This is a genomic window from Lysobacter soli, assembly GCF_009755585.1.
GTDB classification, from domain to species: domain Bacteria; phylum Pseudomonadota; class Gammaproteobacteria; order Xanthomonadales; family Xanthomonadaceae; genus Lysobacter_J; species Lysobacter_J soli.
The window spans coordinates 255,491-276,692 of the sequence record NZ_CP046603.1; the positions used below are offsets into that span (position 1 = coordinate 255,491).

19 protein-coding genes are annotated in these 21,202 nt (G+C 69.0%); 9 read left to right on the top strand and 10 right to left on the bottom strand.

Going from position 1 to position 21,202, the window contains the following annotated elements; all coding sequences use genetic code 11:
- Positions 1-118: 118 nt before the first annotated feature.
- From GOY17_RS01105 to GOY17_RS01125, 5 genes are all read right to left on the bottom strand, one after another.
- The gene (locus GOY17_RS01105; RefSeq protein ID WP_157028944.1) at positions 119-1,783 is read right to left on the bottom strand and encodes a PA domain-containing protein; all 1,665 of its coding nucleotides are present in this window, start codon (positions 1,781-1,783) and stop codon (positions 119-121) included.
- Positions 1,780-2,112, bottom strand: a complete 333-nt coding sequence (locus tag GOY17_RS01110; protein WP_157028945.1) for a post-PEP-CTERM-1 domain-containing protein — start codon at positions 2,110-2,112, stop codon at positions 1,780-1,782. Before GOY17_RS01110 ends, GOY17_RS01105 begins: the two co-directional genes overlap by 4 nt.
- A 370-nt stretch (positions 2,113-2,482) precedes the next feature.
- Positions 2,483-2,731: a hypothetical protein gene (locus GOY17_RS01115; RefSeq protein WP_115842731.1), complete on the bottom strand. Its 249-nt coding sequence runs from the start codon at positions 2,729-2,731 to the stop codon at positions 2,483-2,485.
- A 1,085-nt stretch (positions 2,732-3,816) separates the two neighbouring features.
- Positions 3,817-4,824: a chorismate transformation FkbO/Hyg5 family protein gene (locus tag GOY17_RS01120; RefSeq protein ID WP_157031542.1), complete on the bottom strand. Its 1,008-nt coding sequence runs from the start codon at positions 4,822-4,824 to the stop codon at positions 3,817-3,819.
- A 14-nt stretch (positions 4,825-4,838) separates the two neighbouring features.
- Complete coding sequence (locus tag GOY17_RS01125; protein WP_157028946.1) at positions 4,839-6,290, bottom strand: NAD(P)/FAD-dependent oxidoreductase; 1,452 nt, start codon at positions 6,288-6,290, stop codon at positions 4,839-4,841.
- Positions 6,291-6,448: 158 nt separating this feature from the next.
- Here GOY17_RS01125 and GOY17_RS01130 point away from each other — a divergent pair, with 158 nt between their 5' ends.
- From GOY17_RS01130 to GOY17_RS01170, 9 genes are all read left to right on the top strand, one after another.
- Positions 6,449-6,718: a phosphopantetheine-binding protein gene (locus GOY17_RS01130; protein WP_115842728.1), complete on the top strand. Its 270-nt coding sequence runs from the start codon at positions 6,449-6,451 to the stop codon at positions 6,716-6,718.
- Positions 6,719-6,741: 23 nt separating this feature from the next.
- On the top strand, positions 6,742-7,443 hold the full coding sequence (locus GOY17_RS01135) for a COG4648 family protein (RefSeq protein WP_157031543.1): 702 nt from the start codon (positions 6,742-6,744) through the stop codon (positions 7,441-7,443).
- Positions 7,444-7,484: 41 nt separating this feature from the next.
- Positions 7,485-7,811, top strand: coding sequence for an ApeI family dehydratase (locus GOY17_RS01140; protein ID WP_157028947.1), 327 nt, complete (start codon positions 7,485-7,487; stop codon positions 7,809-7,811).
- Entirely contained in the window at positions 7,808-8,806 is a 999-nt protein-coding gene (locus GOY17_RS01145) for a lysophospholipid acyltransferase family protein (protein WP_115842726.1), read from the top strand. The genes GOY17_RS01140 and GOY17_RS01145 overlap by 4 nt, the downstream gene beginning before the upstream one ends.
- Entirely contained in the window at positions 8,706-9,386 is a 681-nt protein-coding gene (locus GOY17_RS01150; protein ID WP_157028948.1) for a LolA-related protein, read from the top strand. The genes GOY17_RS01145 and GOY17_RS01150 overlap by 101 nt, the downstream gene beginning before the upstream one ends.
- Positions 9,383-11,755, top strand: a complete 2,373-nt coding sequence (locus tag GOY17_RS01155; RefSeq protein WP_232338496.1) for an MMPL family transporter — start codon at positions 9,383-9,385, stop codon at positions 11,753-11,755. Before GOY17_RS01150 ends, GOY17_RS01155 begins: the two co-directional genes overlap by 4 nt.
- An 8-nt stretch (positions 11,756-11,763) precedes the next feature.
- Complete coding sequence (locus GOY17_RS01160) at positions 11,764-12,207, top strand: hotdog family protein (protein ID WP_157031545.1); 444 nt, start codon at positions 11,764-11,766, stop codon at positions 12,205-12,207.
- Entirely contained in the window at positions 12,204-12,947 is a 744-nt protein-coding gene (gene fabG, locus GOY17_RS01165; protein ID WP_157028949.1) for a 3-oxoacyl-ACP reductase FabG, read from the top strand. The genes GOY17_RS01160 and fabG overlap by 4 nt, the downstream gene beginning before the upstream one ends.
- Positions 12,948-13,024: 77 nt before the next feature.
- The gene (locus tag GOY17_RS01170) at positions 13,025-13,525 is read left to right on the top strand and encodes a DUF4156 domain-containing protein (RefSeq protein WP_115842723.1); all 501 of its coding nucleotides are present in this window, start codon (positions 13,025-13,027) and stop codon (positions 13,523-13,525) included.
- A 132-nt stretch (positions 13,526-13,657) separates the two neighbouring features.
- On the opposite strand, the gene GOY17_RS01175 is transcribed toward GOY17_RS01170, so the two are convergent.
- The 5 genes from GOY17_RS01175 to GOY17_RS01195 form a co-directional block, all read right to left on the bottom strand.
- Positions 13,658-14,482, bottom strand: a complete 825-nt coding sequence (locus GOY17_RS01175) for a glycosyltransferase family 2 protein (RefSeq protein ID WP_157028950.1) — start codon at positions 14,480-14,482, stop codon at positions 13,658-13,660.
- The gene (locus GOY17_RS01180; RefSeq protein WP_157028951.1) at positions 14,479-15,258 is read right to left on the bottom strand and encodes a beta-ketoacyl synthase chain length factor; all 780 of its coding nucleotides are present in this window, start codon (positions 15,256-15,258) and stop codon (positions 14,479-14,481) included. The genes GOY17_RS01175 and GOY17_RS01180 overlap by 4 nt, the downstream gene beginning before the upstream one ends.
- Positions 15,255-16,436 carry a beta-ketoacyl-[acyl-carrier-protein] synthase family protein gene (locus GOY17_RS01185; protein WP_157031546.1) on the bottom strand — a complete coding sequence of 394 codons (1,182 nt, stop codon included), beginning with the start codon at positions 16,434-16,436 and terminating at the stop codon, positions 15,255-15,257. Before GOY17_RS01185 ends, GOY17_RS01180 begins: the two co-directional genes overlap by 4 nt.
- Before the next feature lie 462 nt (positions 16,437-16,898).
- Positions 16,899-18,755 (bottom strand): DUF885 domain-containing protein, encoded by a 1,857-nt coding sequence (locus tag GOY17_RS01190; protein ID WP_425482279.1) that lies wholly within the window; start codon positions 18,753-18,755, stop codon positions 16,899-16,901.
- Between the two features lie 199 nt (positions 18,756-18,954).
- Positions 18,955-21,165: a dipeptidyl aminopeptidase 4 gene (locus GOY17_RS01195; protein WP_157031548.1), complete on the bottom strand. Its 2,211-nt coding sequence runs from the start codon at positions 21,163-21,165 to the stop codon at positions 18,955-18,957.
- Between the last annotated feature and the right edge of the window lie 37 nt (positions 21,166-21,202).

Below are 21,202 nucleotides of genomic sequence, written 5' to 3' on the forward strand. Positions count from 1 at the left end.
GCCGGGAACCGCCCCAACCTCACCCTGTCAGCAAGGGGGAGCAGGAGGACACGACCGTCGCAGACAAAAAACCGGCGCCTTTCGGCGCCGGTTTCGAATTACACAGCGGACGCGACCGTTACGGACGCAGGTTCGTCGCCGTGCACACCAGGATCCCCGCACCCTGCAGCGGATGGATCAGGTGCGCATTGCGCAGGCGCTGCTGCAGATCGACCATGCACTGCACGTACTTGCCCGGGTTCTTCGCGGACGTCTTGCACAGGTTGTTCCAGGCCTGCACGTTCGCGCCGACGATGAAACCACCCGGCTCGAGCACGTCGACGGTGGTGTTGCACTTGCCGATGCGCGCATCGCCCGTGTTCACCTTCCAGCCCATGTCGCGATACAGCGCCGGCGAGAGGTCGACGTTGTACTGCGCCTGCACCGTCGGCGTGTCGAACGGCTCCATCAGCGCGTTCGGCGACAGCGCGGTGTCGTAGTGCGAGAACGTCGAACCGGCCGCGACGACCGACGGTGCGTACAGCCGCACGCGGCCGGTGTCGTCGGCGCCCTGCAGCAGCACCGGATCGACCTGGAAGGTCACGTTCACCGGCAGGTTCGCCTTGAACGTGTTGCCATCGGCCAGCGTGATGCGGATCGCCGGAATCGTGATGTTCGGATCCGAACCGCCCAGATCCGGCGGCGGGCTGCCCGCGACGTTGTCGGCCACGACCATGCCGATGCCGCCGGCGGCCTGCACGTTCGCGGCCTTCACCACGAAACCGCAGGTGCCGCGATCGACCAGCACGATCTTGCCGGCCACCGCCGCGGCGTTGGTCAGCGGCGTGCACGCATCGCCCGTGGTCGGGCCCGCGGCGTTGGCTTCATCCACGCCGAGCACGACCTGCCCGGTGAAGTTCGCCGGCGACGCGACCGGGCCGAAGCTCGCCGTGCCGTACAGGTAACGCCCGGCGATGCCCGCCGGCGCCGTCACGGTGAAGTATTGGCGGTTGTCGAGCACCAGCGCCGCTTCGTTCTTCACGCGCTGGCCGGACCACACCAGGCGACCGGAGGTCTTCATCACTTCGGCGCGCTGCGCCGCCGTGCTGGCCGGATCGTTGAAGCCGATGTTCAGCACGTTGTCGTACGCGTTCTGCGTGTACGCGTCCGAACGCGGACCGGTGCCGTCGAAATCGCCGAACTGGCCGGTGAACTTGTCCAGGAAACCCTGGAAGCCCAGGCCGTGGCCGATCTCGTGCATCACCACGTTGAGGAAGTTGATCGAGCCGGCGGGCGTCTTGCCGTCCAGGCCGTAGTACCACGTCGTGCCGGCGAGGCAGTCGGGCTTGCCGAGATCGCCGTTGAAGCGCGACACGATGTCGGCCGGATCTTCGGGAATCGGATCCAGGTCGACGCCGGCGAGCGAATCGGCGAGCGCGGAGTGGTACCAGATGCCCGGACGCGGCGCGTTCGGGAAATCGCGATCGATCCAGTTCGCGCCGGCCGAGCCGAGCGTCGCGCCGGTGGCGGTGCAGTTCAGTCGCTGGAACGAGGCGCCGACCTTGATCGGCACGTCGCTCTTTAGCACCGCGCCCCACAGGTCCATCGCGAAGCGATAGACGATCTGGCGCTGCTGGCCGACCGTGGTGCCGGGATTGAGGCCGACGGGCGCGGCGGCGGTGGGATCGTCCAGTCCGAGGCCGGTGCCCGCGTCGCCGTTGAGCAGCACGAGTTGCGCGGCGGACGCGTTGAAGGCGAATGCGCTGCCGAGGGCGAGCGCGCAGGCGAGAAGGTGCTTTCTCATTTCAGCAGCTCCTCGTTGTGGGCTTCGGTCGACTCGGACGGATCGGTGTGTTCGACGACGAGCTGGCCCGATGCATCGCGATGCGCGACGACGGAACTCATCATCGATTCGGGCACCTTCACCGACACGCCGCCGTGCGCGGACTTGCGCGCGGTTGCGCGAGCGGCGGCGGCATCGCGCGGCGCGGCGAACGTCTTCGCCATCGCCGGAGCGACCTTCGCCTGCTGGCCTTGCGTGAGCGCCTGGTCGAGCTGCGCGCTTTCGCCGGCGGTGAGCGGACGCAGACGCCCGGTTTCCGCGTCGATGCCGACCTTCACGCCGGCGACCATTACATGTTGCGTGGACTGGGATTCAGCGGCCTGGACACTGAAGCACAGTCCAAGCGCTACACCTGACAACCAAAGCGCGGATCCGATCCTTTTCATGGGTCACGTCCCGATCTGAAGGTGATATGCCCCCGGTCGATTCCGCCCTCGCGATGGCCATCGCGAAGAATCGACAGTGGGGATTGGGTGTGGGCTTCCCCCTTCAGCCCAGGCCGACTATGCGCCTGCTTCCACGCACGCGACAAGCTTGCGCCGCAACATCGCGCGGCCTACGTATTCAGCGGGAAAATGCGGCCATGCATGCGTGCGCGTACGGATCGCGCATGTGAAGAAGATCATCACGCGCGCATCGTTGCGACGCGCGCACACGGCTTCAGATGATGCCGCCGCCGATGCCCAGGCGGACGATGCCGACGACGATCACGATGCCGTTGAGCACCAGTCCCGTCTTCGCGCGACCGCGATTGCCCGGACTGGTGAAGGCGATGCCGATGGCGGCGATGATCGCGCCCACCGCGGCGAACGGGATGAGCAGCCAGTTGCCCCATCCCAGCAGCGGAATCAGCGCGATGACCATCCAGACCATGGCGACGATGCCCCAGAGCAGGCTGATCAGACCCATTGCGACGACTCCTTCGGTTGACGGCGCGCACCTGGCGCGAGCGAGGTGGAGCTTAGGGTGTGCGGCGGCCCGGGAACAGCGTCATCCGACGAAGCGGCTGTTTTCGCTCGTGAAATACCCGACGCGTGGGGCGGAAGCGCCAAGCTAGAGCCAAAGTGGGGTGAGGGATGACGGCTTTCAGCCCCTCTCCCATCGGGAGAGGGGTTGGGGTGAGGGGCAACGAAGCGGATGCGGTGACTGGCCGCTGCGCTACAGCGCTGCGCTGTTGCTTCGAACCAGCGTGAACGCAGGCTTCGAAAATCAAAATGGATTCCAGCGTTCGCTGGAGTGACGGCTTGAAGCCCCTCTCCCATCGGGAGAGGGGTTGGGGTGAGGGGCAACGAAGCGGGAGCGGTGGACGGCGGTTGCGTTACAGCGCTGCGCTCTTGCTTCGAACCAGGGCGACCGTTGGCTTCGAAAATCAAAATGGATTCCAGCTTTCGCTGGAATGACGATGAGGTGGTTCGCCATGGCGAGAGTGCCCGAACGTTACGGGCCTGGATCCCGGCCTTCGCCGGGATGACGGCTTGAAGCCCCTCTCCCCTGCGGGAGAGGGGTTGGGGTGAGGGGCAACGGAGCGGATGCGGTAACCGATCGCTGAGTTACAGCGCTGCGCTGTTGCTTCGAACCAGAGCGACCGTTGGCTTCGAAAATCAAAATGGCTTCCAGCGTTCGCTGGAATGACGATGAGGTGGTTCGCCATGGTGGGAGTGCCCGAACGTGACAGGCCTGGATCCCGGCTTTCGCCGGGATGACGGCTTGAAGCCCCTCTCCCCTGCGGGAGAGGGGTTGGGGTGAGGGGCAACGAAGCGGATGCGATGACCGACGGTTGCGTTACAGCGCTGCGCAGTTGCTTCGAACCAGAGCGACCGTTGGCTTCGAAAATCAAAATGGATTCCAGCGTTCGCTGGAATGACGATGAAGTGGTTCGCCGTATAGGAAGTGCCCGAACGTTACGGGCCTGGATCCCGGCTTTCGCCGGGATGACGGCTTCGGGAAAGCTGCTGCGAATCCCGAATCCCGAATCCCGAATCCCGAATCCCGAACTACCCGTGCACCCCGTCGATCTCCACGCGCAACTCGCGACGGCAAACCGCCGCGTGCAGTACCACGCGCGGCACCTCCGGCGGCAGGCGCGTTTCGAGCGCGCGCGCCACCACGTCGAGTTCGTCGCGATCGCGCACGTACACCTTCAACGGTGAGTGCGCGCCGAAGCGCGTCGGCAGCGACGGCCACTGCGCGCGCGCGGCGGCGATGAGGCTGTCGAAATTCGCGAGGGTTTCGTCGAGCTGAGTCGCGACCGAATCGGCGTGCTGCGATTCGTGGCCGACGATGGCCGCGGTGCCCGACAGCATCAACGGCATCGCGCTACCGGCCGGCGGCAGCATCGCGCGCGCGAAGCTCGGCGGCTGCGGGCCGTACTGGCGCGGGTAGCGATAGGCGCTGATCTGGCGCGGGTTTTCCAGCGGCGTGCCCGGCACGCGCGAGGCGAGCCAGTACACCTGCAGGCGACGCGGCGCGCCATCAGGATTCACCTGGCCGATCGCGGTGGCTGCCGGCAGCGTGTTCGGATCGACCTGGCCCAGCCCGCGCGCGCGGCCGACGCAGAACTGCCGGTAGCGCTCCATGTCGCCTTCGCCGACGGTGATGCCGTCCAGGTAATTCCACACGCGCAGCAGGTGCGGCGTGCCGCGCTGCTGCACGAATTCCATCAGCCGGCGGTACAGGCGATCGGCCGTGGCCTCGATGTCGCTGATGCGGCCCGTCGGATCGGCCTCGCCTTCGTCCAGTTCGATCGCGCCGAACAGCAGCGCGCCATCGTCGGCCCACGCGACGTCGCCATCGCGCCCGAACTGCACGGCGCCGCCGGCGCGCCAGACTTCCAGCGGCGCGTCGCCGTGCGGTTCCAGCGCCACGCGCAGGTAACGCGGATCGTCAACGTGCGGCGCGTTCGCCCCGAAGGCGATGACGGCGAGCACGTCGGATTGCGTGAGCACGGACTCCGGCGTGTCGTGCACGTAGTCCACCGACCAGCGCGGCTCGTGGAAGGGCATCGGATGCACCGCGCTCACTGCGCGCGCTCCGGACCCGGCTGCAGCGTGTCGGCCGCGCCCTGCAGGCCGACGTCCACGCCGACCTGACGTCGCCGCTTCAGCCAGCCGCGAAGCGCGAGCGGGGCCATGCGTATCGCCGTCACGTTGTAGATGAAACGGAACAGGCGCAGGCGCTTGAGCACTTCCGGGTTGTCGAACACGTCGCCGGCGAGCATCGAGATCACCGCCTGTTCCACCTGCCACACGTTGCGTGGATGGTTGAACAGGTGGCGCATCACCGGCGTGGTGAAGCGGTAGATGAACCACTGAAAATGCTTCAGGCCGCGCTTGAGGCGCGTGTCCATCTCGCGTTGCAGCGCGGCTTCGCGCGACGGGTCGCGCAGCGCGCCGTCGACGACCTGCGCGGCCTGCTCGGCGCTGTTCATGCCCAGGTAGACGCCCGATGAGAACACCGGATCGACGAACGCGTAGGCGTCGCCAACCATCACCCAGCCCGGCCCGTGCATGCGCTCGCAGGTGTAGGAGTAGTTGCCGGTGACGTGGACCGGCGCGACGCGCTGCGCATTGGCCATGCGCTTTTTCACCTGCGGCTCGGACTCCAGCGTCTTCATCAGGAACGCTTCGTTTTCGCCGCGGCGCTGCTTGAGGTATTCCGGGAAACACACCGCGCCCACGCTCATCACGCCATCGCGCAGCGGGATCAGCCACATCCAGCCATGCGCGAAACGCTGCACGGTGATGTTGCCGGCGTCCTCGCCGGCGCGGCGTTCCACGCCGGTGAAATGGCTGAAGATCGCCGCCGACTGGTGCAGCGGGTTCTTCTTCTTCAGCTTGAGCTGGTTGCCGAACACCGTGTCGCGACCGCTCGCGTCGACGATGTAGCGCGCCTGCACCGTGAACGTATTGCCCTGCGCATCGCGTGCGCGAACGACCGACGGACGCCCGTCGCTGCCGAACTCCACGCGTTCGACCTTGTGGCGTTCGCGCGCATCCACGCCGTTCGCCTGCGCGTTGCGGAACAGCAGCTGGTCGAACTCCTCGCGCTTGACCTGGTAGGCGTAGCCGAAGGCGGGATTGAGCGCGCGCTCGAAGCGGAAGGTGTTGTACTGGTCGGCGCCTTCGTTGTCCGGCGCCATCGGCGTGCCGTCGTCGTTGACGATGGGGAACTCCGCGCCCGGCTTGAAAGTGCCGATGGCCTTCACCTGCTCGAGCACGCCCAGGCGTTCGAGGATCGGCAGGTTCATCGGCAGCAGCGATTCGCCGATGTGGAAGCGCGGGTGCGCGTCCTTCTCCAGCAGCAGGACCTTCCAGCCCTTGCGGGCCAGCATCGTCGCGGCGGTGGTGCCGGCGGGGCCGCCGCCGATCACCAGCACGTCGGGCTGGAGGACTGCAGGGGGGGCAGTGGGCGTGTTCAGCTCGGCCGGCGAGGCGCTCGCTCGGCCGGATTCGGCGACGGTATCGGTCATGCGCCCATCATAAGGGAAGGCCCGCGTGCGCCCGGTGCGCGAGGCGGCCTTCCGGGGCCGGCGCCGCCCGGCCGCCCCGGCGCCGGGCCGACGGTTGCACCGGGCGCGCCGATGCCGGATCGTGGCGTCCCTCGATACGCCTTGTGCTGGAAATCCCGATGTCTGAACAAAGTCCCGTCGAACGCGAACTGGCGGAGCTGCTGGTCGAAAGCCTGAACCTCGAGGACGTCGCCCCGGGCGACATCGACCCGGAAAGCCCGCTGTTCGGCGAAGGCCTGGGGCTGGATTCGATCGACGCGCTGGAACTGGCGCTGGCGATTTCCGGCAAATATGGCTTCCAGCTGCGTTCGGACAGCGACGAGAACCGCCGCATCTTCGCGTCGCTGCGCGCGCTCGCCGCGCACATCGAACAGCGCCGCGCGGCGTGAGCGCCGCCTGGGCGCGCACGGGCATGGCAACGGCCGTCGTTCGCGCGATTCCCGCCATCGCACTGGCCGTCGCCTACCCGCTGCTGGCGCACTGGGCCACGCACGACGGCGGCGGCGTGCCGGCGGCGATCGCGATGGCCGACCTGGTCGCGCTGTGCCTCATCGCGCCGCTGATGCAGGGGCAGGGCTGGGCGTGGGGCGTGCTGGCCGTGTCCGGCGCCGCGCTGGCCTGGCTGGCGCAGACCCCGTACGCGCAGATGCTGCTGCTGGCGCCACCGATGCTGTTCGTCGGCTTCGTCGCGTGGATGTTCTGGCGCAGCCTGCGGCCGCCACGCGAGCCGCTGATCACCCGCATCGTGGCCGCGATGGAAGGCTGCGAGCCGGCCACGCTGCCGGCGCCGCTGTACCGCTATTCGCGAAAGCTGACCGCCGCGTGGGCCTATGTGATGGCCGCGCTGGCGGTCGCCAACGGCGTGCTGGCGCTGATCGCCGTGCCCGACGGCGTGCTGGCGCGGCTGGGCGTCGCCTCGCCGGTGACGATCGGGCAGGAGGCGTGGTCGCTGTTCGCCAATTTGCTCAATTACGGCATCGTCGGCGGCTTCTTCGTGGGCGAATACATGCTGCGGCGCTGGCTGTTCCCGCACCGCCCGTACCGGCATTTCTTCGATTTCCTGCGGCAGATGGCGGCGCTGGGCCCGCGGTTCTGGCGCGGCTTGTTCGACTAGCCCGGTATCCTGAGCGCACCTTCGCGCAGCCGCCGCCACGCATGGACTTCACGATCCGCACCGACCATCCGAGCCTGCCCGGGCACTTTCCCGGCCGGCCGCTGGTGCCCGGCGTGGTCGTGCTGGAGCGCGTGATGGAGGCGATCGAGGCCGCGCACGGGCCGCTGCCCGCATTGCGCCTGCCGCAGGTGAAGTTCCTGCAACCGCTGCTTCCCGGCGAACGCGCGTGCATCGAGCTGGCGCGCATCGAACCCGACGGCGCCGCGCCGCGCTGGCGCTTCCGCGTGCTGCGCGAGGCGACGCTGATCGCCAGCGGCGAGATTCATGGCGGCGCGATTCATGGCGGCGTGAGCCAGGCCACGCCATGAACGCGCACTGGAAGCAGCGCCCCGAAGGCGGCGGCTATGTCGCGCTGTGGATCATCCGCAGCATCGCGCGTTACGGCGGGCGCGCCGTGGGTCGCGCGTGCCTGTATCCGATCACGCTGTATTTCCTGATCGTGCGCGGCCCGGAGCGTCGCGCCTCGCGCGCCTACCTGTCGCGCGTGCTCGATCGCACGCCCACGCTGTGGGATGTCGCGCGTCATATCCACACGTTCGCCGCGACGATCCTCGACCGCGTTTTTTTGCTCAGCGGTCAGCTGTCGCGATTCGACATCGCCACCGTCGGGCTGCCCGCGCTGGCCGCGCGCGTGGATCGCGGCGAAGGCGTGCTCATCTTCGGCTCGCACCACGGCAGTTTCGACGCGCTGCGCGTGCTGTCGCTCACGCGCCCGGCGCTGCGCGTGCGGATCGTGCTCGACATCGCGCACAACCAGGCGATCACGCGCCTGCTCGACGCCCTCAATCCGCAGCTCGCGCGCGACGTCATCGACGCGGGGCAGGACGGCGTGTCGATCGTGCTCGCGATACAGGAAGCGCTCGCGCGCGGCGAGCTGGTCGCGCTGCTGGTCGATCGCGCCGAGGCCGGCGATGCCGCCGTGCGCGTACCGTTCCTCGGGCGCGACGCGGCATTGCCCTCCGGCCCGTGGTCGCTCGCGGCGACGCTGAAGGTGCCGGTCATGCTGGCCTTCGGCCTGTATCGCGGCGGCAACCGCTACGAGCTGGTGTTCGAGGAATTCAGCGACGGCCTGGACATCCCGCGTCGCCAGCGCAGCGAACGCATCGCCGCGCTGGTTCGCGACTATTCCGCGCGGCTGCAGCACCACGTGCGCCGCGCACCCTACAACTGGTTCAACTTCTACGATTTCTGGCAGGGCGACGATGCAGCGGACGACACCTCCCTCAAGCACCTGGGCGAGGCGACTGGCGCCGGCGCTGCTGCTGACGCTCGCCAGCGCGGCGACCTTCGCCGCGCCGGCTGAGTCGCCGGTCGAGGCGGACTGGATCCTCGCGAAGATCGCGCGCCCCGCGCCGGCGCGGACGCCCTTCGTCGAAGTGCGCGGCTCAAAATTGCTCAAGGCGCCGCTGCGTCTCACCGGCGAATACCGTCGCCCCGACGCGGACACGCTCGTGCGCGAAGTGCGCTCGCCGTACGCCGAAACCACGACGCTGCGTGCCGGTGAAGCCACCATCGAGCGCGCCGGCCAGCCGCCGCGCAGATTCTCGCTGTCGCGCGTGCCCGAACTCGCCGGCCTGCAGAACAGCTTCGGCGCGCTGCTCGGTGGCGATCACGCCGCCATCGAGGCCCACTATCGCCTGCAGGCCGACGGCACGCGCCAGCGCTGGACGCTGACGATGACGCCGAAAGACGCGGCGCTCGCGTCGAAGGTGCAGGCCATCGTGCTGAACGGTCGCGGCTCGGAGCTGCGCTGCATCCAGACGCGCGCGGCCGGCAACGGCGACACGCAGCGCACGCTGCTCGCCGGTGCTGCACAGGAAGCCGCGAAGGCCGCCGATGCCGCGGCGCTGGTCGCGCTGTGCGAAGGCGCGCCCGCGCGATGAGCCACGACGCGGCGGGCGAACGCCCGATGAGCGCGACGCGGCGGCTCGCGCTCGCGCTGCTGTGGCTGGCGCTGCTCGGGTTGCTGGCGCTGTTCGTCGCGCCGCGCGTGCAGCTCAGCGGCGACCTGCGCAAGTTCATGCCGGCGCCGCAGACGCCGGCGCAGAAGCTGCTGATCGACGAACTCGGCGAAGGCCCGGGTTCGCGGCTGCTGCTGCTTTCGTTGTCGGGCGAAGCGCCGGAGACGCTCGCGACACAGTCGCAGGCCCTGCGCGAGCGGCTGCTCGCCACGCGTGTCGGCGTGGACGTGCCGTTCAAGCTCGTCGCCAACGGGTCCGACCTCGGCCTCGACGCGATTCCGCCGCGCCTGCGTCCGTATCGCTACCTGCTGTCGCCGACGCTCGACACGCAGCGTTTCGATGCCGACTTCCTGCGCCGCGAGCTCGACGCACGCGTGCAGGACCTCGGCTCGCCGGCCGCGGCGATGATCGAGCCGCTGCTGCCATCCGACCCGACGCTGGAAACGCTGAAGCTCGCGCAGGCCTGGCAACCGGCGAACGCGCCGCAGCGCCTGCATGGGGCGTGGTTCGACCGCGCCGGCCGCGAAGCGCTGCTCGCGATCGAAACGCATGCGGCCGGCTTCGATCCGGAAGGCCAGCAGGCCGCGGTCGATGCGATCCACGCCGCGTTCGATGCCGTCAGCGCGAACACGAAGACGAAGCTCACGCTGACCGGCCCGGGCGCGTTCTCGGTCGAGATCGGCGGCCGCACGGCGCGCGAGGCGAGCCTGATCGGCACCATCGATTCGCTCGTGTTCGTGCTGCTGCTGTGGGTTGCGTACCGCAGCTGGAAGGCGCCGCTGCTCGGCGGCCTGCCGCTGGCGAGCGCGGGCCTCGCCGGCCTGGGCGCGGTGGCGCTCGCCTTCGACGGCGTGCATGGCATCACGGTCGCGTTCGGCTTCACGCTCATTGGCGTGGTGCAGGACTATCCGATCCATCTTTTCAGCCACCAGCGTGCCGGCGTGTCGCCGTGGGCGAGTGCGCGCGCGCTGTGGCCGACGCTGGGCACCGGTGTCGCCTCGACGTGCATCGCGTATGCGACGTTCCTCGTCTCCGGCGTCGATGGCCTGCAACAGCTCGCGGTCTTCACCGTCGTCGGACTCGCGACGGCAGCGCTGGCGACGCGCTTCCTGCTGCCGGCGCTGATCGATCCGTCGCCGCGCGACGCCGCCGATTCGCGCTGGCTGGCGCGGTGCTGGAACGCGCTGGCGCGCTGGCCGCGCATGAACGCGACGGCTGCGTGCATCGTCGCCGCCATCGCCGCCGCCGTCGTCGCCTTCGTGCCCGGCACGTTCTGGCAGAACGACCTCGCGCGCCTGACGCCTGTGCCGCCGGCCGCGCTCGCGCAGGATGCACGGCTGCGCGGCGAGCTCGGCGCGCCCGACGTGCGCTACGTGATCGCGCTGGAAGCGCGCGATGCCGAACATGCGTTGCAGTCCTCCGAACGCTTGATCGCCGCGCTGGAAGGCCTGCGCGCGCAAGGCGTCGTCGGCGGCTTCGATCTCGCCGCGCGCTATCTGCCAAGTGCCGCGACGCAGCGCGCACGTCAGGCGAAGCTGCCGGACGACGACGAACTTCGCGCGGCATTGCGCGGTGCGATGAGCGGCGGCGCGTTCAACGACGACGCCTTCGACGACTTCATGCGCGATGTCGCCGCGGCGCGCAGTGCGGCCCCGCTAACGACGGCCGACCTCGCCGGCACGCCGCTCGCCGCCAGCACCGAAGGCCTGCTGCTGCAGCGCGAAGGCCACGCGACCGCGCTCGTCGCGCTGTCGAACCTGCGCGATCCCGCTGCGGTGGCGCGCGTCGCGCAGGCGCACGGCGCACAGCTGCTCGACCTGAAGCAGGCGTCCGAGTCGCTGGTCGCGCAGTACCGCGAACGCGTGCTGTGGGCGCTTGCGCTCGCGGCCGTGCTGCTCGCCGCGGCGGTGTGGTTCGCGCTGCGCTCGCGGCGCCGCGTACTTCGGGTGCTCGCGCCGATGGCGCTGACGACGCTGCTGATCCTCGCGGTGCTGCGTGGTTTCGGCGTCGAACTGAACCTGTTCCACCTGGTGTCGCTGATCCTCGCCGCGGGGCTCGGACTCGATTACGCACTGTTCTTCGACCACGCCGGCGACGATCGCGCCGAACAGTTGCGCACGCTGCACGCGGTGATCGTGTGCAGCCTCACGACGCTGCTCGTGTTCGCGCTGCTGGCGACGTCGAGCATCCCGGTGCTGCGGGCGATCGGCGGCACGGTCGCGCTCGGCGTCGCGTTCAACTTCGTGCTGGCGCTGCTGATCGTTCGCGAGCCGGTGAAGGAGATCGCATGAGCGTCGGCATGATCGCGCGCGACGAGATCCTCACGCTCGTTCCGCATGGCGGCGCGATGTGCCTGTGGGACGAAGTCGTCGAGTTCGACGCGCAGTCGATCCGCCTGCGCGCGTTCAACCATCGCGATGCCGCACATCCGTTGCGTCATCGCGACCGGCTCCACGCCGTGCACCTGGGCGAATACGGCGCGCAGGCGATGGCCGTCCACGGCGGGTTGCTGGCGCGCGCGGCAGGCGAGGGCGTCAGGCCCGGCATGCTGGTCGCGCTGCGCGATGTCACGCTGAATGTCGCGCGCATCGACGACCTGCCCGGCGCGCTGGACGTGCACGCGCAATGCCTGATGGCCGACGCGTCCGGCAGCCAGTACCGTTTCGTCATCACGCACGACCGCGCGACGCTCGCGAGCGGGCGCGCCGCCGTCCTGCATTCGCTTCCGGGAGACGCCGCATGAGCGCACGCAAGCACACCGGTCCACGTCGCGCCCTCGTCACCGGCGGCAGCGGCGACATCGGCGGCGCCATCTGCCAACGCCTGGCGGCCGACGGCTGCGAGGTGATCGTGCACGCCAACCGCAATGTCGAGCGCGCGCAGGCCGTGGTCGACGCCATCCGGGCGGCCGGCGGATCGGCGCAGGCGGTCGCGTTCGACGTGGCCGACGCCGAGGCCACGCAGGCGGCGATCGCGACCTTGCTCGAAGCCGGCCCGATCCAGGTCGTCGTCAACAACGCCGGCGTGCACGACGACGGCCCGATGGCCGGCATGAGCGAGGCGAAGTGGAAGCGCGTCATCGACGTTTCCCTTCACGGTTTCTTCCATGTGACGCAGCCGCTGCTGCTGCCGATGGCGCGGACGCGCTGGGGCCGCGTGGTCAGCGTGTCGTCGGTGGCGGCGGTGCTGGGCAATCGCGGGCAGGCGAACTACGCCGCGGCCAAGGCGGCGCTGCACGGCGCGACCAAGTCGCTCGCGCGCGAGATGGGCAGCCGCGGCATCACCTGCAACGTGGTGGCGCCTGGCGTGGTCGAAGGCCGCATGGCCGACGCCGCGTTCCCGGCCGAGGCCATCAAGCAGCTGGTCCCCGCCGGCCGTGCCGGGCGGCCAGGCGAGGTCGCGGCGCTGATCGGATTCCTGTGCTCGGACGCCGCCGGCTACATCAACGGGCAGGTCATCGGCGTCGACGGCGGGATGACCTGAACGGACGGCGACTTTGTTCGCTTCGGCGCGACCGCCACTGTCGTAGGATCGCCGCAACCCAACACGGAGGCGCCGCCATGCGCCGCATCGCCACGACGCTCGCAGCACTCGCACTGGCCGCGCTGGCCGGTTGTTCGTCCACCTCGCAGCTGGTGACCGGTACGCCGCGCACGCCGATCGATCCGGCGCAGGTCCGCGTCTACTACACGCCGCCGCCGGGCGGATTCGAGGAAATCGCCCGCCTGGAGACGGCCAGCGGCAGCTTCACCTACGGCGAGCAGAACAAGCTGAACGACGTGATCGCCAAGCTGCGCACCGAGGCCGCCAAGCTCGGCGCCAACGGCGTGCTGTTCATGGGCACGCAGGACACCGGCGGCGGCAGCAGCGTCGGCCTCGGCGTGGGCGGCGGCAGCTCCAGCGGCTACCACGGCGGCAGTTTCAGCGGCGGCGGCATCGGCGTGAACATCTCGCCGACCAAGAAGTTCGCGCAGGCCGTGGCGATCTACGTCGCCAACCCGCCGCCGGCGACCGCCCCCCAGACGCCTGCCACGGTGCCGCCGGCGCAGCCGGTGAAGTGATCTATTGGTGTCATCCCCGCGAAGGCGGGGATCCATCCGTCCGAACCAACACGTCGTCCGCAGATTGACGCGCCGGATCGATGGATTCCCGCCTTCGCGGGAATGACGGCACAAAAGCAGTAACGACGACTCCTACGACGATCGCGTCTGCACCACGCCCATCGGCGGCGGTGCGAACTCGCCCGACGGATCGTCGATCAACGCCGGATTCGCCTGGATCCGGCGGTACATCTCGGGGATGCCACCCTTCCGCAGCACACCCAGCACCACGTGCGAGGTGATGCGCGAGAAATCGCGCAGCGGCTTGAAATGGCTCGGGCGGAACTGCTCGTCGCTGTGCACGCACTTGTAGCGCGATTCGATCGGCACCGAGACGCAGCGCGTGCCCAGCTGCTGCGCGGCGGAAATCAGGATCTGCGCCTCGAACACGAAATCCTCGCCGGGCACGTCGGTCAGCGCGGCGACCGCCGCCGGATACAGGCGCTGCCCGCTCTGCGTGTCGGCGATCTGGTAGCCCGTGCCCCACGCGATGCCCCAGTCGGCGAACTCGTTGGCGAGGCGTCGATAGACCGGTTGCTGCGAGCGGCGACGCAGGCGCGCGCCGATCACGATGTGGCCCGGATGGCGGTTCGCCGCCCCGAGCAGGCGCGGGATGTCGCTGGGAAGATGCTGTCCGTCGCCGTCCATGCTGACGATGGCGCGGGCGCCCATGCGCAGCGCGTGCGCGAAACCATCGCGCAGGCTCGCGCCCTTGCCCATGCGCTGCGCGTGCCGGATCACGGTGACCGGCAAGTCGGCGATGCGGTCGGCGGTGCCGTCGTCGGAACCGTCGTCGATCACCAGCACGCGCGGGCATTCGGCCAGCGCGCCCTCGACGACGTCGCGGATGCGCAGCGCTTCGTTCAGGGCGGGGATCACGACGATGACGTCGTCGCGGCTCAGGTACGGATGGATCATGGGTTCACCTCCACCAACAGGTCGTGCGCGGCGCTGGCGGGCAGCACCGCCGTGCCGGCGCCATGCGCGAGCACGTCGAACAACGGGAGCATCGGCGCCATCGCATTGGCCGACGCGAAGCGCGCGAGCGGGCCGCTGGCCGGCTCGCGGGTCGAAACCGGCACCAGGCGTGCCGAAAGGCGCGGGCCGGCACCGTCGCGCGACAGCACCAGCGCGCCGCCGAGCAGGCCTTCGCTCGGCGCCATCTTCGCCAGAGGGCCGGCGGACTGGCCGTCGTAGGCCACCAGCAGCACCGCGTCGGCGTCGTCGTGCAGCTGCGTCAGCGCCTCGATCAGGCCCTGCGCGAAGCTCGCCGTGTACGCGCTGATCGCATTGGCCGGCTGCATCGCGCCGGTGCCGATGGTCCAGTAGCCGGCTGCGGCGTTGTGCACGGAATTGTGGAAACGCGTGGGCGACAACGCGCGCGGATCGGCCGCGAGCGTCGTGCACATGTAGTCGGTGATCGACAGCTCACCGTGCGTCGATGCGAACACCGACGGCAGCGACGCGGGATCGCGCGCCGCGGCTTCGCATGCGGCCATCGCGACTTCCAGCGCGATGGCGACGGTCTCCGGCGCGCGACGGCGTTCGTTCGCCGGCAGCAACTGCGGCGACGGTCGGGCCGGCGCATCGGTGGGTTGCGCGCCGCTGGATGCGAACTCGCGCGCTGCCGGCCACGAGGGCAAGCCCCGCGTCCAGAAACCGATGCCTTCGATCTTCGCTTCCAGACGGCTCATGCGCGGCCAAACACCAGCGAGCAGTTGTTGCCGCCGAAACCGAAGGAGTTGTTCATCGAGTAACGGATGTCGGCGCGCTGCGGCGCGAAGCGGATCTGCGGGCCGCAGGCGGCATCGGGCGTGTCGCTGTTCAGCGTGCCGGGCAGTTCGCCGCGTTCCAGCGCGATCAAGGCGATCGTCGATTCGACGATGCCCGCCGCGCCGAGCGTGTGGCCGGTCCAGCCCTTGGTCGAACTGGCATGCAGCGCGTCGGGAAAAAGCGACGCGACGGCCGCGGCTTCGATCGAATCGTTGGCCGGCGTGGCCGTGCCGTGCAGGTTGAGGTAACCGACCTCGTCGGCATCGATGCCGGCGCGTGCGAGCGCATCTCGCATCGCAAGCCGCGCGCCGAGGCCTTCCGGATGCGGCGAGGACATGTGGTGCGCGTCGCTGGATTCGCCGTAGCCGCGCAGCTGCAGGCCGGTGTCGCCGTCGTTGGCGCGTTCGAGCAGCGCGAAACCGCCGGCTTCGCCGAGCGACAAACCATTGCGCGTCGCATCGAACGGACGGCAGGGCTCGCTCGATACCAACTGCAGCGAGTTGAAACCGAACAGCACGCTGCCGCAGAGCGTATCCACGCCGCCGACGAGCGCGGCGTCGACGAGGCCGGCGTCGATCATGCGCGCGGCCTGCGCGAACACCTTCGCGCTCGACGAGCACGCGGTCGCCACCGTGATGCACGGGCCGCGAAGGCCGGTCGCCTGCTGCACGAACTCGCCGAGCGAATGCGGCGTGTGCACGTGCGGGCGGGCGAACCGCTCGGCGAACTCGCCGTCTTCCAGCGCGGTGTAGGCCGCTTCGGTGCTGCCGATGCTGGAAGTCGAGGTGCCGACGATCACCGCGACGCGCTCGGCGCCATGGCGCGCGACGGCGTCGTCGATCGCCGCGCGCAGGCCGTCCTGCGCCAGCGCCAGCCAGGCCAGGCGGTTGTTGCGCGAATCCCAGGGCTGGAGCGATGCGGGAAGCTCGACGGTTTCAAGCCCGTCGACGCGGCCGATCCAGCAGTCCAGGCGTGCGTCGTCGCCGAAATCGTTCTGGCGCAGCCCGGTGCGGCCTTCGGCCAACGCCTTCGCCAACGCATCCCGTCCGCGGCCGACGGCACTGGTGGCGGTGCAGGCGCGGATCGCAAGGGGCGCCATGCGGCGGGCAGTGGACGGCGGAAGCGTGGACGGCACGAAACATTCCCGGACAACGTTCGCGGAAGTATAGCGATCGCGGTGTCAGTGCCTCCTGCACGGGCCGCTGACGCCGCGGGAATTCACGGGGTGTGGAGGGGGTGTCGGAATTGGGTGAAGCGGACCTGCCGATAGCAGCGCTGCGCCCCATGAGGCCTGAAGGCCATCTTGCACCGTCATCCGGCGAAAGCCGGGACCCAGGCCGTAGCGCTAGGGAATTGGGGGAAGGTGAACCACCACGTCCCCGTCATTCCAGCGGAACCTGGAATCCACTTTGATCTTCGAAGCTCCCTGCGCGTTGGAACGAAGCGAGAGCCCAGCGCTGTAAGGCGTCAATGGGCCAACGCCCCCGCTCCGTTACCCCTCACCCCAACCCCTCTCCCGTCGGGAGAGGGGCTAGAGCCGCGAGAGGGGCTCGAAGGCGCCTTACTTCTTCAACTGCGCCGGAATGAACTGCTCGCGCACGGCCTTGGCCAGCAGGTCCGGCGGGAGCAGGCCCTGGTCGAGGAGGAAGTTGTTGAAGGCGAGGCGATCGAACTTGTCGCCCAGCGCGATCTCCGTCTCCATGCGCAGTTCGAGGATGCGGGTGTAGCCGTAGAAATAGCTGCCCGCCTGGCCAGGCGCGTTGAAGGTGTACCGGTCCAACTCCTGCTTCGTCATCGCCTCCGACAGCCCGACCTTCTCGCGCAGGATGCGGCCGGCCGCCTCGCGGTCGATCAGCCCCAGGTTCAGCATCGGATCGAGCATCGCGCGCGCGGCGCGCATCAGCCGGAACTGCAGCGCGATCAGCTGACCGTCCAGCGGCTCGTACGGCACCATTTCGGCTTCGGCGTACAGCGCCCAGCCTTCCACGTTGACCGAATTGAACGCGAACATCGTGCGCGCCAGCGAGATGCCGCGCTCGACCATCGCGGTGAACTGCAGTTCGTGGCCCGGGCGGCCTTCATGCGCCGACAGCGTCCAGCGCACCGCATCGAAGTTGAAGTCGTCGTATTCCAGCGCCTTGCCCTCGGCGGTCGGCACCGACACCGGCAGCACGAACTGGCCCTGCTGCCCGGTGTTGCCGATCAGCGGCGCCGGCAGGAAATGCGGCGCGGGCTGCGCGGCCGATTCGGCTTCGCTGCCCAGACGCATCACCATCGGACGGTTCGGCACGTCGACGATGCGCTCCTTGCGGATGATCGGATCGATCTGGTCGATCACCGTGCGATAGCGCGCCTCGAGCTGGTCGTTGGGCATGTTGCGCTTCTTCAGCGCATTGATGACGGCGACGTAATCGTGCGGATCGGCGACGGCGAGGTTGTTCGCCTTCGCCACCAGCGGCGCGAGCTGCTGCATCGCCGCGCGCGTTTCCATGAACTCCACCTGCGCGCGGCGGATCAGCAACTGCGGGTCGATGTCGATGCCGTACTGCTTGAGGCTGTTGGCGTACAGCTCCGGCGGCAGCTTCGTGTCGGTGCGTGAAGTCGGCAGCACGTTGGCGCGTGCCCACGTGCCGTAATCCTTCAGCTGCGTTTCCATCGCGGCGAGCGCGGGCTCGGCGCCTTCGATCTTGTACTTGGCGAACAGCTTGCGGATGCCGTCGACGTAGGTGTCGACATTGCCCAGCGCCTGCTCGACCTCGAGCTTCGTCGGATGCACGAGCTGAGCATTCGCCGCGGCTTCGGTGTAACGCGCCTTCGCCAGTTCGGTGATCGGCGTCTTCTCGGTGCCCATGCCGACGTAGTTCTTCAGGCGGTCGAGCGCCTTGGCGCGGCGCTCCGGCGGGGTCTGGTCCGACAACAGCGACTGCAGGCCGCCGAACACCGTCTGCGGCACGTCGCTCCACGGCAGCGTCAGGCGCTGCGTGAGTTCGCTGGTGGCGATGTTGTCGTTGGCGGCCTGGATCATGATTTCCAGATCCTGGCGCACGTTCGGATCGCGCTCGACGGCGAGCTTGGCCTTGAGCTCGTCGCGCGCCTTCGCGGTCGCGGCACGGAAGCGCTCGGCGTTCTGGGGCTTGAAGTCGGCGACGCGCTCGTCGTAGCCCGGCACGCCGAGGAAGGACATGCCCTCCGGCGCGAACTCCGCCTGCGCCTTGACCAGGATGTTCGCGTATTCGTTGCTGGTTGCGACCCATGCTGGCGCGGGCTTCGCCAGGGGCTTGGCGGCCGTCGATTTCGCGGCAGGCTGCGCGGCCTGCGCGAGCATCGGCGCGCCGGTGGCGAGGGTGAGGGACAGGGCAATCGCGAGGGTCAGCGGCTTGGTCATGGCGTCGGCAGGAATGGGTCCGACGGCGAGCATGGCGGCTGCGGCGGCCGGGCACCATGCCCCGAAGGTCACTGCGCGCCGGTCGGGGCAGGAATCAACGGACGGTCGTCCCGGCATTCGCCGGGATGATGGTTGCTCTGTACCGCTCCCGGTCTTCCCGGTCGACGCGAGCCGCGGTTAAAAAGAAAGCCCGGCGAATGCCGGGCTCTCTCGTTCCTGCGTCCAGCCGGGATTACGGCTTCAGGCAACGGTCGAAGAAGTTCTCCGTCAGCTTCAGGCGGTGCAGGTTGTCCGCGCCCTTCAGGCCGTGCTTCGCACCGGGGTAGGTCATCAGCTCGAACGGCTGGCCGCGCTTCTGCAACGCGCTCATCAGTGCGGTGGAGTTGGTGAACAGCACGTTGTCGTCGGCCATGCCGTGAATCAGCAGCAGCTTCGACGTCAGGCCGTCGATGTGCTCCAGCACGCGCGCTTCCTGGTAGCCGGCGACGTTGGCCTTCGGCAGGCCCATGTAGCGCTCGGTGTAATGCGTGTCGTAAAGCGCCCAGTCGGTGACCGGCGCGCCGGCGGCGCCGCAGGCGTACTGGTTCGACGCCTTCGCCAGCAGCATCAGCGTCATGTAGCCGCCGTTGGACCAGCCGTACACGCCGATACGCGAGCTGTCGATCCACGGCTGCGACTTCAGCCACTCCACGCCCTTCAGCTGGTCGGCCACTTCCACCGTGCCCTGCTTCCCGTACAACGCGCCGCCGAAGGCCGCGCCGCGACGCGGGGTGCCTCGGTTGTCGAGCGAGAACACCACATAGCCGTGCTGCGCGAGGTACTGGTTGAAGTCCGGCGCCCATGCGCGCTTGACCGTCTGCGACGCCGGTCCGCCGTACACCATCACCACCACGGGATAGCGCTTGTTCGCGTCGAAACCGGCGGGCTTGATGAGGCTGTACTGCAGCGGCGTCGCGCCATCGGCGGCCTTGAGCGTGCCGAACTCGATCGGACGATGCGCGCCGGCGTACTTCGCGTACGGATGCTGCGGATCGGCGAGGTCGTTCTTCAGCAGCGCGGCAATGCGCGTGCCGTCGTTGCGGAACAGCTCCAGCTGCGGCGGCGTGGTCGGGTTCGACCAGTTGTCGACGTACACGCTCGCATTGGCGGCGAAGCTCGCCGCGTGCGTGCCGTCGGTCCTGGACAGACGCTCGATCGCGCCGCCCGCGAGCGGCACGCGGTACACCTGCGCGTCCATCGGCGAATCCTTGCCGGCGGCGAAGTAGACGAAGCCGGCGGCTTCATCGACCGCGAGCACGCCATCCACCGGCCAGTCGCCGGAGGTCAGCGCGGTCGCCTTCGAGCCGTCTTCGCTCAATACGTACAGATGTTCGAAACCGCTGCGCTCGCTGTTCCAGAGGATGCGGCCGTCCTTGAGGAAGCGCAGGTCGTCGTGCAGCGGAACCCAGGTCTTGCTCGTCTCGGTCTGCAGCACGCGCTGGCCGCCGCCGGCGAGATCGGCCTCGATCAGTTCCAGCCGATGCTGGTCGCGCGACTGACGCTGGAACGTCAGGCGCTGCGGATCGCGCCAATCGACGCGCGCGAGGTAGATGTCCTGTTCCTTGCCAAGGTCCACCCACTTCGGCGCGGCACCGGCTTTCGGCGCGATCACGCCGAGTTTCACCAGCACGTTGCGATCGCCTGCGGCGGGATAACGCTGTTCGACCACCTCGGTGCGATCCGGATACACCTCGTAGCGCTTCTGCACCGGCACCGGCGTTTCGTCGATGCGCGCGAAGGCGATGGCCGAGTCGTCCGGCGCCCACCAGTAGCCGGTGTGGCGGTTCATTTCCTCGTCGGCGACGAATTCCGCCACGCCGTTGCCGATGACGTCGCTGCCATCGCGCGTGAGCTGGATCGACTTGCCGCTCGCAAGGTCGATGACCCACAGGTTGCGGTTGCGCACGAAGCTGACGAAGCCGCCGCGCGGCGACAGCTTCGGATCGGTGGCGAACCCTTCGCCATTGGTGAGCTTGCGCACGGCCGACTTGCCGGTCTTCGCCAGGTCGTAGAGGTACAGCTCGCCGCCGAGCGGGAACAGCAACGAACGGCCATCCGGCGCCCACTGGTAATCGACGATGCCGCTGAGCGCGGCGATGCGCTGGCGCTCGCGGCGCGCCTTCTCCTCGTCGCTGAGCACTTCGTCGCCCGGCAGGATGTCGTCGGCGTCCACCAGCTTCGCCGTCTGGCCGCTGGCGATGTCGTACGCCCACAGGTCCAGCCGGTTCTTGTTGCTGTCCTTGCCGCGCAGGAACGTCACGCGCTTGCCGTCCGGCGAGACCTTCGCCTTCATCAGGCTGGGGCCCGACAGCGGCGCGTCGCCGGCCAGCGCTTCGAGCGTGAGCTTGATCGGCGTGGACGCGGCCTGGGCGGGAGCGGCGAGGGTGGGAAGGGCGACGGTCATGGCGAGCAGGCAGGCGGCGAGGCCGCGGACGTTGAGG

Bases quoted from the DNA above. Each gene is read 5' to 3' on its own strand.
- GOY17_RS01105 (WP_157028944.1), bottom strand. From the start codon at position 1,783: ATGAGAAAGCACCTTCTCGCCTGCGCGCTCGCCCTCGGCAGCGCATTC.
- GOY17_RS01110 (WP_157028945.1), bottom strand. From the start codon at position 2,112: ATGGTCGCCGGCGTGAAGGTCGGCATCGACGCGGAAACCGGGCGTCTG.
- GOY17_RS01115 (WP_115842731.1), bottom strand. From the start codon at position 2,731: ATGGGTCTGATCAGCCTGCTCTGGGGCATCGTCGCCATGGTCTGGATG.
- GOY17_RS01120 (WP_157031542.1), bottom strand. From the start codon at position 4,824: ATGCCCTTCCACGAGCCGCGCTGGTCGGTGGACTACGTGCACGACACG.
- GOY17_RS01125 (WP_157028946.1), bottom strand. From the start codon at position 6,290: ATGACCGATACCGTCGCCGAATCCGGCCGAGCGAGCGCCTCGCCGGCC.
- GOY17_RS01130 (WP_115842728.1), top strand. From the start codon at position 6,449: ATGTCTGAACAAAGTCCCGTCGAACGCGAACTGGCGGAGCTGCTGGTC.
- GOY17_RS01135 (WP_157031543.1), top strand. From the start codon at position 6,742: ATGGCAACGGCCGTCGTTCGCGCGATTCCCGCCATCGCACTGGCCGTC.
- GOY17_RS01140 (WP_157028947.1), top strand. From the start codon at position 7,485: ATGGACTTCACGATCCGCACCGACCATCCGAGCCTGCCCGGGCACTTT.
- GOY17_RS01145 (WP_115842726.1), top strand. From the start codon at position 7,808: ATGAACGCGCACTGGAAGCAGCGCCCCGAAGGCGGCGGCTATGTCGCG.
- GOY17_RS01150 (WP_157028948.1), top strand. From the start codon at position 8,706: ATGCAGCGGACGACACCTCCCTCAAGCACCTGGGCGAGGCGACTGGCG.
- GOY17_RS01155 (WP_232338496.1), top strand. From the start codon at position 9,383: ATGAGCCACGACGCGGCGGGCGAACGCCCGATGAGCGCGACGCGGCGG.
- GOY17_RS01160 (WP_157031545.1), top strand. From the start codon at position 11,764: ATGATCGCGCGCGACGAGATCCTCACGCTCGTTCCGCATGGCGGCGCG.
- fabG (WP_157028949.1), top strand. From the start codon at position 12,204: ATGAGCGCACGCAAGCACACCGGTCCACGTCGCGCCCTCGTCACCGGC.
- GOY17_RS01170 (WP_115842723.1), top strand. From the start codon at position 13,025: ATGCGCCGCATCGCCACGACGCTCGCAGCACTCGCACTGGCCGCGCTG.
- GOY17_RS01175 (WP_157028950.1), bottom strand. From the start codon at position 14,482: ATGATCCATCCGTACCTGAGCCGCGACGACGTCATCGTCGTGATCCCC.
- GOY17_RS01180 (WP_157028951.1), bottom strand. From the start codon at position 15,258: ATGAGCCGTCTGGAAGCGAAGATCGAAGGCATCGGTTTCTGGACGCGG.
- GOY17_RS01185 (WP_157031546.1), bottom strand. From the start codon at position 16,436: ATGGCGCCCCTTGCGATCCGCGCCTGCACCGCCACCAGTGCCGTCGGC.
- GOY17_RS01190 (WP_425482279.1), bottom strand. From the start codon at position 18,755: ATGCTCGCCGTCGGACCCATTCCTGCCGACGCCATGACCAAGCCGCTG.
- GOY17_RS01195 (WP_157031548.1), bottom strand. From the start codon at position 21,165: ATGACCGTCGCCCTTCCCACCCTCGCCGCTCCCGCCCAGGCCGCGTCC.